The 12,684-nt window shown below is 70.3% G+C and carries 12 protein-coding genes; 4 read left to right on the plus strand and 8 right to left on the minus strand.

Annotated features, from left to right (window positions below):
• Positions 1-9 precede the first annotated feature (9 nt).
• From ACIQNG_RS08305 to ACIQNG_RS08315, 3 genes are read right to left on the minus strand one after another with little or no spacing between them, the layout of a single operon-like run.
• Positions 10-1,239, minus strand: coding sequence for a styrene monooxygenase/indole monooxygenase family protein (locus tag ACIQNG_RS08305; RefSeq protein ID WP_401483257.1), 1,230 nt, complete (start codon positions 1,237-1,239; stop codon positions 10-12).
• A gap of 37 nt (positions 1,240-1,276) precedes the next feature.
• Positions 1,277-2,086, minus strand: a complete 810-nt coding sequence (locus tag ACIQNG_RS08310) for an SDR family NAD(P)-dependent oxidoreductase (protein WP_401483259.1) — start codon at positions 2,084-2,086, stop codon at positions 1,277-1,279.
• Positions 2,083-2,925: a class I SAM-dependent methyltransferase gene (locus ACIQNG_RS08315; RefSeq protein ID WP_401483261.1), complete on the minus strand. Its 843-nt coding sequence runs from the start codon at positions 2,923-2,925 to the stop codon at positions 2,083-2,085. Before ACIQNG_RS08315 ends, ACIQNG_RS08310 begins: the two co-directional genes overlap by 4 nt.
• A 335-nt stretch (positions 2,926-3,260) precedes the next feature.
• On the opposite strand from ACIQNG_RS08315, the gene ACIQNG_RS08320 reads away from it, so the two are divergent.
• From ACIQNG_RS08320 to ACIQNG_RS08330, 3 genes are all read left to right on the plus strand, one after another.
• Entirely contained in the window at positions 3,261-3,776 is a 516-nt protein-coding gene (locus ACIQNG_RS08320; protein WP_401483263.1) for a flavin reductase family protein, read from the plus strand.
• A 288-nt stretch (positions 3,777-4,064) separates the two neighbouring features.
• Positions 4,065-4,925, plus strand: coding sequence for an SAM-dependent methyltransferase (locus ACIQNG_RS08325; RefSeq protein WP_401483264.1), 861 nt, complete (start codon positions 4,065-4,067; stop codon positions 4,923-4,925).
• 9 nt (positions 4,926-4,934) lie between these two features.
• A complete protein-coding gene (locus ACIQNG_RS08330; protein WP_401483266.1) occupies positions 4,935-5,417 on the plus strand; it encodes an NUDIX hydrolase in 483 nt (160 codons plus the stop codon).
• Positions 5,418-5,462: 45 nt separating this feature from the next.
• Here the strand turns inward: ACIQNG_RS08330 and ACIQNG_RS08335 are convergent, their stop codons facing one another.
• From ACIQNG_RS08335 to ACIQNG_RS08355, 5 genes are all read right to left on the minus strand, one after another.
• Positions 5,463-7,028, minus strand: coding sequence for a carbamoyltransferase C-terminal domain-containing protein (locus ACIQNG_RS08335; protein ID WP_401483268.1), 1,566 nt, complete (start codon positions 7,026-7,028; stop codon positions 5,463-5,465).
• 91 nt (positions 7,029-7,119) lie between these two features.
• Complete coding sequence (gene hisN, locus ACIQNG_RS08340; protein ID WP_401483269.1) at positions 7,120-7,905, minus strand: histidinol-phosphatase; 786 nt, start codon at positions 7,903-7,905, stop codon at positions 7,120-7,122.
• 109 nt (positions 7,906-8,014) lie between these two features.
• On the minus strand, positions 8,015-8,704 hold the full coding sequence (locus tag ACIQNG_RS08345) for a methyltransferase (RefSeq protein ID WP_401483271.1): 690 nt from the start codon (positions 8,702-8,704) through the stop codon (positions 8,015-8,017).
• A 5-nt stretch (positions 8,705-8,709) separates the two neighbouring features.
• On the minus strand, positions 8,710-10,020 hold the full coding sequence (locus ACIQNG_RS08350; RefSeq protein ID WP_401483273.1) for a DegT/DnrJ/EryC1/StrS family aminotransferase: 1,311 nt from the start codon (positions 10,018-10,020) through the stop codon (positions 8,710-8,712).
• A 160-nt stretch (positions 10,021-10,180) separates the two neighbouring features.
• Entirely contained in the window at positions 10,181-11,203 is a 1,023-nt protein-coding gene (locus ACIQNG_RS08355) for a Gfo/Idh/MocA family protein (protein ID WP_401483275.1), read from the minus strand.
• Between the two features lie 392 nt (positions 11,204-11,595).
• Between ACIQNG_RS08355 and ACIQNG_RS08360 the strand changes: the two genes are divergently transcribed.
• Positions 11,596-12,642, plus strand: a complete 1,047-nt coding sequence (locus tag ACIQNG_RS08360; RefSeq protein ID WP_401483277.1) for an AraC family transcriptional regulator — start codon at positions 11,596-11,598, stop codon at positions 12,640-12,642.
• The last annotated feature ends 42 nt before the right edge of the window (positions 12,643-12,684 follow it).

Raw genomic sequence — 12,684 nt, forward strand, 5'->3', positions numbered from 1 at the left:
TTCTTCCTCCTAGGCGCTCTGCCGGTACCGGTGAACGGATTCCGGATCCGCCAACCAGACCTCGTAGTCACTCGGGTCCACGAACATCGAGGCGAACCGGTGGGCGACGCCGGGCGTGGACCGCGCCGCCTCCAGCGTGGCCAGCACCTGGTCGGACGGGGGCGCCAGCAGGTCGTTGCTGAGCCGGGTGGCGTGCCGCGCGTAGTTCCAGTAGCGGGCGTAGCAGCGTTCCATGAACTCCCGGTCGAACCGCCCGCCCTCGTGGTGGACGATGGAGTCGAGGTAGGAGACGGCGCAGTGCACGGCGTTGTTCGCGCCCTGGCCGGAGATCGGGTCGTTCGTGATGGCCGCGTCCCCCATCGCCAGGACGGGCCGGCCGGACGGCAGCGTACCGACCGCGTGGCGCACGGTGGGCGTCACGCGTCCGATCAACGCGTCCAGGCGGCCGGCCGGGCGGGCGTCCGAGAAGAAGTCCGCGTCCCAGGCGAAGTGCTCGCGGATGAGTCCGACCGTCATCTCCCACTGCCGGTCGGTGTCGGTGACGCCGTCCCAGCAGTCCAGGGGGCCACCCGGCAGGCCCGACAGACACAGCCCGTGGACCGGCCCGTGGACCGAGGTGATCGGCAGCCAGTAGAACTCCCCGACACCGGGACGCACATTGAACGTCATCCGACGCGGCGGCGCTGTCGCGGAGTTCCCGTCGCAGGCGACGTAGATCAGCGCCAGCGTGCGCTGCGGCGCCCGGTACGGGGAGAACCGGTCGTCGCGCGGGAACAGCGCGGCGAACTGGTCACCCCGTCCTGCGGCGACCAGCACCAGGTCGTGGTGGGCCGCGTACCGGTCGATGTCCTCCACACCGGCCCGGCCGACCCGCAGGTCACCACCACGGCCGACGAACTCGTCCAGCCACCGGGACATCTTGAGCCGCTGGTCGACCGAACTCGCCGGCCGGTCGAACCGGGCGCTCCAGTGCAACCGTCGCCCGTGCGACTCGGGATCGCCCATCGAGAAACGAAAATCCGACACCTGGGCCGCCTCACCGTCCCAGTAGTGCAGTCCCAACGCGCGCTCCTCGCGCAACGCCGGTTCGAAGAGGCACTGACCGGACAGCACCCGCCCCGATCTGATCTCCTCGGCCGAGCGGTCCGACACGATCCGCACGTGGTACCCGGCCCGCTGGAGTCCCAGGGAGACCAGGAGGCCGGCCTGTCCGGCGCCGATCACGACAATGCTCTGCATGGTCACTTCCCGTCGAGTAGGGGCGAACCGTCCTGGCCTACCGGCCACCCGCCGTGCCGCCGTCGATGCGGTAGTTGACGCCGTTGATGTAGTCGGCCTTCGTGGAGCACAGGAAGGCGACAAGTTCGGCCACCTCGGCGGCCCCGCCCATGCGTTCGGCGTAGTTCTTCCGGAAACCCGAGATGAGCGTCTCGCGGACTTCGGGCCAGGTCCTGCCGAGAGGGAACGAGGGATCGCCCTCCGCGAAGATCCTCGCCAGTCCAGGTGTGTCGATCGTGCCCGGGCTCACGCAGTTCACGGTGATCCCACTGCCGGCCAGGATCTTGGCCAGTCCGACCGAGAAGTTGTGCAGCGCCGCCTTGGTCGGTCCGTAGCTGATCTGCGACCCCGGAGGCGGGCTGTCCCCCGAGATGCTGCCCATCTGGATGATGCGCCCCCACCCGGACTGCCGCATCTGCGGCAGCACCTTCTGTACGAAGCGGACCGCGCCCACGACGTTGGTGTCGTAGAGGTCGAGCCACTCCCCGGTCGAGGTCATCTCCCAGTCCGGGAAGAACCTCGGCATCCGGCCCGCGTTGTTGACCAGGATGGTGATCGGGCCGTGGACGGCCTGTGCCTCCTCGACCATGGCCGCGACCGCGTGGTCGCTGCTGACGTCGCCCACCAGCGCGAGGACCTTGGCGCCACGCGCGGCGATCTTCTCGGCCACCTCGTGCGTCCGGTCCGCGTCGCGCCCGTGGACCGAGACCAGGACGCCCTCCTCGGCGAACCGCTCGGCGACAGCGGCACCGATGCCGCTGCTGGAGCCCGTCACCAGGGCATGTCGTTCGGCCGCGTGCACGTTCATTCGACTCCCTCCGTTCCGGTACCGGACCGCGCCGGGACGGGCTTGCGACCGGACACCGAGTACAGGGTCGACATCGATTCGGGTGCCCCGGCGCCGTCCAGGTGCCGCTCCAGCCGGTCCACGAACCCCTCGTCCAGCAGCCCCGACCCGATCAGCTCGGATTCGTTCTGCCGCAACGTCAGCACCATGACCTGATCGGCGGGACCGTGCCTGCCGACGACCATGCGGCTGCGGGTGACGTCCACGTCCTGGAGGCCCAGTGAGGCCATCGTCGGCCCCAGGGTCCGCGGCCAGTGCAGGTCGGTCCCCATCACCTCGGCGAAGAACCGGCTCACGATGTCCACGGCCCTGCCGACGGTGGACGACCGGTCCGGCCGCTCCGACTCGAAGCCGGCGGCCTCGACCACCAGCCGGCCCCCCGGTTTGAGCCAGCGCACCACCTTGGCCAGGGTCGCTTCCCGGAACCGGCGGTCGATGTGCTCGAACACACACCTGGCGTGCACGAGATCGAAGTGCCCCGCCGGGAAGTCGTCCTCGACGACGTCGTGCCGAAGGACCTCCGCACCGCAGGCGCCTGCCGTGGTCAGCAGGCCCGGGTCGAGTTCGGTCGCCACCACCCGGCCGCCGGGACCGACCCTTCCCAGGAGGTACTGCGCCATCGTCCCGGTACCCGAGCCGATCTCAAGGCAGTGCCACCCCCGTCGCACCCCGACGGTGTCGAGAACCTTCATGGAGACCGGATCCAATGTCGCGGTCAGCGCGCAGAGACGGTGCCTCTCGGCTTCCTTGTCGCGAGAGAGCGGGCCTTCGCCGTACGCGTCCTTCTTGTATGTGATCACTGCTTCACCCGACCCTTCATGAACGCCCGGTCGGACAGTCGCCGCGCTGAACGGCACCTCGCCGAGCACCCGAGCGCTCATTCAACTCGGGCCGCAATGCCGTGTCCTGCCCGCTGGCACCCACACGCGACTACCGCCAACGGGAATCCGCGCGCACTGACCTCCGCTCTTGCAGCCAGCCGGAACTCCGCAGGTCGGGCTGGCGGGAAGGGCACCCGGCCGCTGGCGGTGATGCCGTCGTGGTCCGGGACCGGTACCTCTGGGGAGTGCGGCGCCGACCGCGGCGACGGACACGACGAAGTCCCTGCCCCGCCCCCGCTCCGGAAGGCGCACCCATGACCGACCAGGCATCGCCGACCTCCACCCCGCCGACCACGACCGCGACGGCGTTCCGCACGATGATGAGCCGCTTCCCCAGTGGCGTCAGCGTCGTCACCGCCCTGCTCCCTGACGGCACACCGCGGGGCATGACCTGCTCGTCCCTGTGCTCGGTGTCGCTGGAGCCCCCCGTCCTGCTGGTCTGTCTGCGCCACGGCAGCCCCACCCTCGACGCGGTCACCGGCTCCGGACGCCTCGCGGTGAACCTGCTCCACGACCGTGCGCGCCCCGTCGCGGAACTCTTCGCCTCCGGCGACCCGCACCGCTTCGAACGCGTCCCCTGGGCCACGGAAGGCGTCGCGGGGCCGCATCTGACCCGCGACGCCCACACCGTCGCGGACTGCGAGGTGGCCCTCAGCCAACGCGTCGGCGACCACACCGCGGTGTACGGAAGGATCAGCCGCATCACCCGGCAGACCGACCACGTCCCGCTCCTCTACGGCCTGCGCCGCTTCCACCGCTGGCCCCGCTGAGCACGGACCGCCCCGAAGGGCCCTTGGGCCGGGCCGGACCCTCCACCCGTTCCGGTGGGTTCTCCCGGGCGCCCTGGACGGCATGTGCGTCCACCAGGACAATGGTGGCTCGATGCCCCCACCACCGCATCGACCGCCGGTGCCCACCGTTCCGCCCCGCCGCCGGGCCCTCCACGGGCCGGAACGCCGTACCCCACCCCTCGGTGAGGCGCGCACACCGTTGCCGACTCCCTCCGGGTCCGGGCCTCTTCACCGGCCGACCCGCCCCCCCATGCTCGGGAGACCTCGATGACCGACGACCCGTCCCCGCGTCCCACCGTCCCGCCGTCCCCGGACATCGACCGGCCCCATGACGAGCGCCCCCAGCACACCGGGAACCCTGCCGGTGCGGCCGTCGACGGCAACATCCACGTCGGCTACTGGGACAGCGCCGCGGACGACCGCTCGCTCGACCAGGCCACCGACCGGCTCACCGACCTCGTGGCGGAGCGGCTCGCCGGCGCGCCCGGCCGCCGCCTGCTGGACGTCGGCTGCGGCACCGGACGGCCCGCCCTGCGCATCGCACGGGCCACCGGCGCCCAGGTGTCGGGAGTGTCGGTCAGCAGCCAGGACATCGACCTCGCCCGCACCCGGGCGGACGCCACCGCGCTCGCCGACCGCGTGGACTTCCGGTACGCGGACGCCTGCGCGCTGCCCTTCGACGACGCGTCCTTCGACGGCGCCTGGGCGATCGAGTCCATGATGCACATCGCCGACCGGACCACCGCCCTCACCGAGATCGCCCGGACCCTGCGGCCCGGCAGCCCGCTGATCGTCACCGACGTGCTGCTCCGGTCGCCGGTGACCGGGGAGAGCGCGGAGACGGTCCGCCAGGCGTGCCGGGCGTTCGGATCGCCCGCGCTGCCCGAACCGGCGGAACTGCGGACAGCCCTGGACCGGGCCGGTCTTGAGGTGGTGGAGTTCCACGACATCGCCGACCACGTCCGCCGCACCTACCAGGCGTTCGCCGATGCCTTCGACGGTGTGGAACCCGCCGCCGACGACCCCCATCGCGCGTTCTTCACCGCCACCCGCTGCCTTCCCCGCTTCGGTGCGCTCCCGCAGGTCGGCTATGTCTTCCTGGTCGCCCGCCGGGCCGTGGCACGGTGAACGGCTGACATGACCGACGTGACCGATGTGACCGAACCCCGGCTCGTGGTGGGCGCGTTGATCCGCGATCCGCGCGACCGGATCTTCGTCCAGCGCCGCGCGCTCGACCGACGTCTCTTCCCCGGGTGCTGGGACGTCGTCGGCGGAGCCGTGGAGGAAGGGGAGTCCCTCCTGGACGCCCTGCACCGGGAGATCGCGGAGGAGACCGGGTGGCGGCTGCGCCGCGTGCTCGCCCGGGTGGCACGGGAGGAGTGGACGGCGGACGGGGTGCGGCACATCGAGTCGGACTATGTCGTGGAGGTGGACGGGGACCTCTCGTCGCCGGAACTCGAACGGGACAAGCACACCGAGTTCGCCTGGGTGGCGGCCGACGACGTCTCCCTGCTGGACGAGAACCTGGGGGGCGGCGGAGGCGCCTTCATCAAGGGCATCGTGACCGCGGCACACCTATGGCTCGCCGAGGCGTCCCGGAAGAGCCGCGGAGACTCCTGAACGGTCCGGGGCGGTACGTTCCCGGAACGGGGCCGCGGACGGGCGTCATCGGCGCGGGGTGATGAAGGTGTCGTTCACGACGTATCCGTCCAGTCCGTGGAGTTCGCCGTACGCGATCAGGTCGCTGGTGCGGTTGATGAACCCGCGCCCCGAGTAATTGAGCGAGGTGTTGCACAGGACGCTGAAGCCGGTCAACTCGCCGAAGACGGTCAGCAGATCGGCCATCTCCGGATTCGCCGCCGGGTCGACGGTCTGGGTGCGAGCCGTTCCGTCGACATGTGTCACCGCCTCCAGTCCGCCGGACTCGACCTGGCTGAAGTACAGCATGTAGGGGTCGGGGACCCCGCCGCCGAACCAGCGGACCGCGTCCCGCTCCAGACAGATCGGGGCGATGGGACGGTATCCCTCACGCTGCTTGATCTTGTTGAGCCTGACGGTCGTCTCCACGGTGAACGGAGCCGCCAGGATGGACCGGTTCCCGAGCGCGCGCGGGCCGATCTCCCAGCGGCCCCGCGCCCACCCGATGATGTTCCCGTCGCGGAGGTAGCGGGCGACCTCGTCGTGGCGCACCGGACGGACGGCGTAGCGCTGCGGGTCGAACGCGATGTCCTCGACGAATTCGCCCCCCGCGTAGACGTCCCAGTCCAGGTCGGCCGAGCCGGTGTAGAAGTGCTGGGCGTCGATGGCGGTCCCGATCGCGGAGCCGCTGTCGTTGGGGCACGGCGGGACGAAGACCGCGGGGAAGAGCCCGCACTCGCGCCAGCGGCGATTCCACTCGCAATTGAGTCCGCAGCCACCGGAGATGAGCAGGGGCAGCCCCTCCGTCAGATGCTCCCTGGCGTAGGCGTGGAACCGGTCGAAGATGGCGTTCGACAGCCGGGCGGCGAGGTTCTTGTACGCGCTCGACTCCACGCCGATGTTGTGGAACGGGGAGTCCGTCATCCGGTCTTTCAGGTTGCCGGTGATGACCTCCTTCTGACCGAGAATGAAGTCGATGGCGTCCTGCTCCTCCTGGGTCGCCGATCGGTTCTCGGCGAATCCGGCCAAGGCCATCTGCTTGCCCGCGTCCTGAAAACGGACGAACTCCTGGTGCGGACTGAACTTGGGGTCCGCGAGCGCGAAGCCGTAGGAGTACTTGTTGCCCGGGTGGTTGAGCACCTCCTTGAGATGGGTGACCTGGCCGCGCTCGTCGATGCGGTAGAACGAGCCGATGTTCCCCTCCCACACCAGGCTGTAGAAGGGCTGGTCCCGACGGAACGCCGACATGCCGTACGACGTCATGATGTGGGAGCGCTCATGCGTGGAGGAGAAGACGCGCACGGCCTTCCCGAAGAACCGGCCGGCCTCGTCCGAGATCGCGGATCCGCCCACCCCGTAGTACCCGGCGCGCGAGGGCTGGTCGGTGGCCTGGGTCCCCTTGACCCAGCCGCTCAGGGCGACGACGTCCGGCTGTTTGTCCAGCCGTTCCGACGCCAGGGCGAACGCCTCGGCGGTCAGCCCGCTGTAGCGGAGGAACGAGTCCTTCTCCGCCTCAAGGGAGAAGAGCAGCCTGCCGTCCTCGACGGCCGCCATCGCCCCGTCATGGCCTTCTTTGAGGGAAAGAATCAGCATGATGGTCCGTTTCTCTGTGGACGCGGGTGGAGGTGGAGAACCGCCGGACGGCGGTGACGTCCGGCCCGACCGAGCCCGTCGACCCGCCCTGTCATCGCGCGAGGGCCTTGAGGGCGAGGAGGTGCAGGCGCGGGTTGGCGGACAGGGCCCCGGTGCCGCTGTGGGGCGAGGCGCCCAGGAGATCCGTGCAGACACCGCCGGCTTCCTCCACGAGGAGCTGCACGGCGGTGATGTCCCAGGGATTCACGACCGGTTCGGCCGCGATGTCGAGGGTTCCTTCGGCGACCATGCAGTGCTGGAGGAAGTCCCCGAAGGCACGGTCCTCCCAGCACGCCTCGGCCAGGCGCCGGTAGGCCGCGGACGAGTGGAAGACGTCCCAGGTACAGGTGCTGGTGGTGGACAGATAGGCGTCGGCGAGGAGGGTGGTGCCGGAGACCCGCAGGGGCAGGGGGGCGCTGCCGGCCGGTCCGCGCCGCAGCCAGGCGCCCTGTCCGGCCGCCGCCCACCAGCGGCTGTGCAGGGCGGGGGCGCTGATCACCCCCACGGTGGGTCGGCCGCCCTCCAGCAGCGCGATCAGGGTGGCCCAGACCGGTACCCCGCGCAGGAAGTTCTTGGTGCCGTCGATGGGGTCGACCAGCCAGGTACGACCGGCCGTGACACGGCCTCCTGTCTCCTCCCCGGCGAAGGCGTCGTCCGGGCGGGCGGACTTCACTGCCGCGCGTACGGCTGTCTCGACGGCGGTGTCCGCGTCGGTCACGGGCGTACGGTCCGGCTTCTCCCGGACCCGCAGGTCACGGGCCTGGAAACGACGGTTGGTGATGCTGTCGGCGAGATCGCCGAGGTGCAGGGCCAGGTCGAGATCGGACGGTGGTGGCATGGGGTGCCTCATCGCACGGCGTCGTGGTTCGGGGGCGGGCGGTCGTCGGCGGTCCGGGCGGGGCGGGGCGGGGCGCCGAGGGTCGTCGCGTGCAGGCGACGGTTCCGGTTCACTTGGCGTGCAGTTCGAGCACGTAGTACTCCATGACCCGCACCTCCTCGATCCGGCGCACCCGGCGCAGCAGTTCGATCCGCAGGCCGGCTTCCTCGGCGAGGGCGTCGAGCCGTTCGCGGTCGCCGAGGTCGGCCGTGCCCAGCAGCAGCCTGCCGCCGTCGGTCAGATGCTCATGGGCGCCGGCCATGTACCGGGCCTGGCCCTGGTAGCCCGGGTCGAAGACGGCGGAGTGCAGATCGGTGGAGAGGGAGAAGCCGTCCTCCACATAGGTCCAGGGCACGTTCCAGAAGACGACGTCGAAGCGCTCCCCCGGCCCAAGGGCCGTGTACATGTCGCTGTGGAGCACACGCACCCGGTCGCCCACACCGTGCCGCTCGGCGTTGGCGGCCGTGTTGGCGACGGCCTTCTCGTTGATGTCCAGCGCGGTGACGGAGGCACAGCCCTTGAGCGCGGCCGTCACGGAGATGACGCCCGTGCCGCAGCCGACCTCCAGGAACGAGCCGCCCTCGGGATAGGGCACGATCGAGGCCATCACCTCGGTCGCGGCGCTCAGGGTGCTGGGGAAGACACCCCGGTGCAGGCTCCACTCCCGCCCCAGCAGGGTGAAGGAGTCCGGCAGGTCGTCACCGACCAGGGCATGCTCCAGGACCTGGGCCACGGCCTCGGGGGATTCCTTGACAGTCATGGTCGCTACCTCTTCGGTGCCGTGGGTCGTCGGGACGGGTCGGCCGCGTACCGCACGAGCGTCTCGCGGTGACGACCGATCTTGCGGAAGGCTTCGGCGTACTGGTCGATGAGCTTCGTGTCCTCGGGCCAATTGCTGAAGGTGGGCAGCGACAGCGCGTGCTGCTCGACGTGCTCGGCGTGCGAGCCGGTGTCCGGCGCGATGCCCTTCTTCGGCGTGCCGGGGAAGAGGGGGTTCTCGGGGCGGGCGTAGAGCGGCAGGGTCGACAGCCGGGGGCCGGAGGGGGCGCCCACCTCCATGCCTTCCGCGCGCAGCGCCTCGATGAGCACGGAGCGAGGGACGCCGCCCAGCGCCGCGGGCCGGTAGAGCGGCTTGTAGCCGTACCAGGCGCCCATGTCGACGTGGTCGGCGACGTGCACCGGCTCCAGATAGCTCACGTCGGCGAGCTGTTCGCCCAAGTGGCGCAGACAGCGGTGCCGGGCTTCCTTGCGTGCCGGGAACGCAGCGAGCGCGTGCCGGGCGACGATGGCGTTGAACGGCGACATGCGCAGCTTGAGGCCGAAGCCGGTGACCCAGTGCGCACGCAGGTCCGCGTCGAGGACACTGTCCCGGGAGCGGTCCCGGTAGTGCCCGAGGAGAGTGGCCCGGTCGTGCACCCGGGGGTCGCTCGTGACGAGGATGCCGCCTTCCCCCGCGTAGACGGCCTTGTTGGCCTGGAGGGAGAAGACCGCGGCGTCGCCGAAGGTGCCGACGGGCCTGCCCTTGTAGCGACTGCCGTGGGCGTGCGAGCAGTCCTCCAGGACACGCAGCCCGTGTCGCTCGGCGATCCGCAGGATCGGGTCCAGGTCGCAGGGGTGGCCCCACTGGTGGACGACCGTGATGACCTTGGTGTGCTCGGTGAGCGCGGCCTGGAGCGCCTTGGGGTCCAGGCCGCGGGTGTCGGGGTCGATGTCGGCCAGGACCACGTCGCCGCGGAGCGCGAAGACGGGGCTCAGCGCCGCGTGGTAGGTGAGTGCCGGTCCCACGACGTCCACGCCGTCGCGCACTCCGAGCGCGAAGTAGGCGGCGAGGAGGGCGCTGGTACCGGAGTTGAAGGTGACCGCGAAGCGGGCACCGTCGTCCAGAAAGGCGAGGAAGTCCGCCTCGAACCGGCCGATGGGGCCGCTGTTGCCCTTGATGGAGATGTCAGTGTTCCGCTGCTCGGCCAGTTCGGACAGTTCCGCCTCGTCGGCCGGAGGCGGCCACACCTCGTGCGGCAGTGGCTGTGCGATGGCGGGCGCGCCTCCGAGGAGGGCGAGGTGCTCGGCGGTGGTCATGTGTCCTTCCTGCGTTCGAGGGTGGGCCGGGCGCGTCGGGAGGTGGGGTCAGGCGGGTCGAGAGGTGCGGTCGGGCGGGTCGAGAGGTGAGGTCGGGCGCGTCGAGAGGTGCGGTCGGGCGGATGGAGAGGTGAGGTCGGGCGCGTCGAGAAGACGCGGTTCAGGCGCACCGGTCGGCCAGTTTGTTCCGCTCGCGCGACCGGTCCCGGTAGATCCCGTCGATCGTCCGCACCGTGGTGAGCTGACTCTGGAGGTGCCCCTGGCGGTAGTAGCGGTCGTCCAGGTGCCCCAGATAGTGGGCGATCATGGAGCGCACGACGTCGGTCTTGGGGCCGTCCCAGGTACGGCGCTCCAACGGCAGCCCCCCGACGGAGTGCAGGACGGCCACCCCCGGGGCGACGTTCAACGCGCCCTCCGTACCGAGCACGCAGAGGTGTTCGACCTTCTCGTAGTTGTGCCGTGAGACACGCAGCGAGCCCGCGAGCCCCGTCGAGGGATAGCTGCACATGAGGCTCACGAGATCCTCCAGCCGACGATCGCGCATCTCCTGGTACTGATGCACGAACGCGGAGTGCACCCGAGGGGGTTCGGGTTCGGGGAACAGTCCGCTGAGCACATCGATCAGGTGGTAGCCCATGTCGAGGAGCACACCCCCTCTCGCCCGCTCCCTGGAGGCGCGCCACCCCGTGCTCGGATGAGCCAGGTTGAAGTGGTAGTCGTAGGAGAACCAGTACGGCGTCCCGATCCGCGCGAGGTTCTCCCGGGCGAACCGGAACACCGGGTCGAAGTTGCGTTGCAGCAGGGTGAAGACGCTGCGGTCGGCCCGTTGCGCCAGATGTATGAGGTGCCGGGCCTCCCGCTCGGTGACGGCGAACGGCTTCTCCTTGATGACATGCCTGCCGTGTGCCAGGAGTTGCGTACAGACCGGGAAGTGCTCACTGTGCGGCACGGTGACCACCGCGGCGTCGAAGTCGACGTTCTCAAGTGCCTGACCGAGGGTGTCGTAATGCGGGAATCCCCACGCGTCGGCGAGTGGCGAGGCCGCAGGGGCGGGGTCGACGCCGCCGACGACATCCGCGCTCTCCCGTACGATCGGCAGATATTCCGTTCCTTGATGTCCAGCAAATCCGACCACCAGCACGCGCGGTCGTGGACGCGTTTTCTTCACTCTGTCACCGGGCATGCAATATCCCCTCGCGGAACATCAGGTGAGGATGACGCGGGCAGTCGGACTCCTGGGCGCCGGACGGCGGCCCCCGGGGTGTCCCGACGTCCTGCCCCGGTGACCGACGTGAACCGACGGGCAGGGGGGAGGAGTTCGGGAGGAGTGCTCACCGAGGGCCCGACCGTCAGGACCACTGCCTGTTCGGGCGGTGTCTTGCCACGGGTCCACAAGGCCCCGGAATCACCAGGACCCAGATATTCGAATACATTGACGTCAGGCGTACGAATGAGCGTAGGGATTCTTCTGCAATGCGCCGCTTGTCGGTTCGGGACGTGGCTCATCCAGAATGCATCGGGCGTCGACCGCGGTACATGCTTGTCCGTCCAGATAAGTTGCGCGAGAGTCCTTCCATGGGTGCACCGCCTTATCCGGGATCGACCAATCCTGACCCACTCACCCACACCCTCGACGTCACCAGCGCGCGCTGCGTTCTCGCGCGCGGTCTCACCGCCGGCGGAGGCTGGGCCCTGCGGTTCCCGGCCCCCGGCAGACTCAAGGTCCACGCCGTGCTGCGCGGCGTCACCTGGCTGACGATCGACGGCGACGAGCGGCCCGTGCTGCTGGAGTCGGGGGACGTCGTGGCCTTCAACGGCGGCCGGCCCTACGTCCTGGCCGCCGATCCGTCCCTGCCCCCGCAGGACGCGCCGGCCCTGCTCGGCGCCTCCCCCCACCTCTTCGCGCACGCCGGGGACGAGGACGTCACCGAGGTCGTGTCGATCGGGGCCCACTTCGAACTGAACACCGCGGGCGAGGACCTGCTGCTCCATGTGCTGCCCCCGGTGATACACGTGTCACGGGACGGCGAGGAGGCGTCCACGCTGTGCTGGCTCCTCGAACAGGTGCTGCGCGAGACGAGCACCGACCGCCCGGGCGGGAACAACGTGACCGACCACCTCTCCCAGATGGTCTTCGCGCACATCCTGCGCGCCTATCTCGCCCGGAGCGAGTCCTATCCCGCCGGCTGGCTGCGGGCCCTCGCCGACGAACGCATCGCCCCGGCCCTGCATCTGATGCACACCGATCCCGCCCGGCCCTGGCAGCTGACCGAGCTGGCCCGGGCGGCGGCCATGTCCCGCAGCGCCTTCGCCGGAGCCTTCACCTCCATGGCGGGAGTGCCACCGCTCACCTACCTCCACCAGTGGCGCATGCGCCTCGCCGAACGAGCCCTGCTCCATGAGGACACTCCGGTCTCGGAGCTGGCGCTCTCCCTCGGCTACGCCTCCGAGAGCGCCTTCAGCCACGCCTTCAAGCGCGAGACCGGCGTCGCCCCCAAACACTTCCGGGACGCCGCACGCGTACCGCGCAGCCGCGACGAGGTCGCCCGCGTGGTGACCGCCACCTGCCGAGGGGTGCCCCACCCGGCCCGGCGGACACCTTCGCCGGGGCGGAGGCGCTGACCGGCGTCCGGGACAGGCCGGTGCGGGGCCCGCATAGACTCG

This window comes from Streptomyces sp. NPDC091377 (assembly GCF_044757045.1).
Classification (GTDB): Bacteria; Actinomycetota; Actinomycetes; order Streptomycetales; family Streptomycetaceae; genus Streptomyces.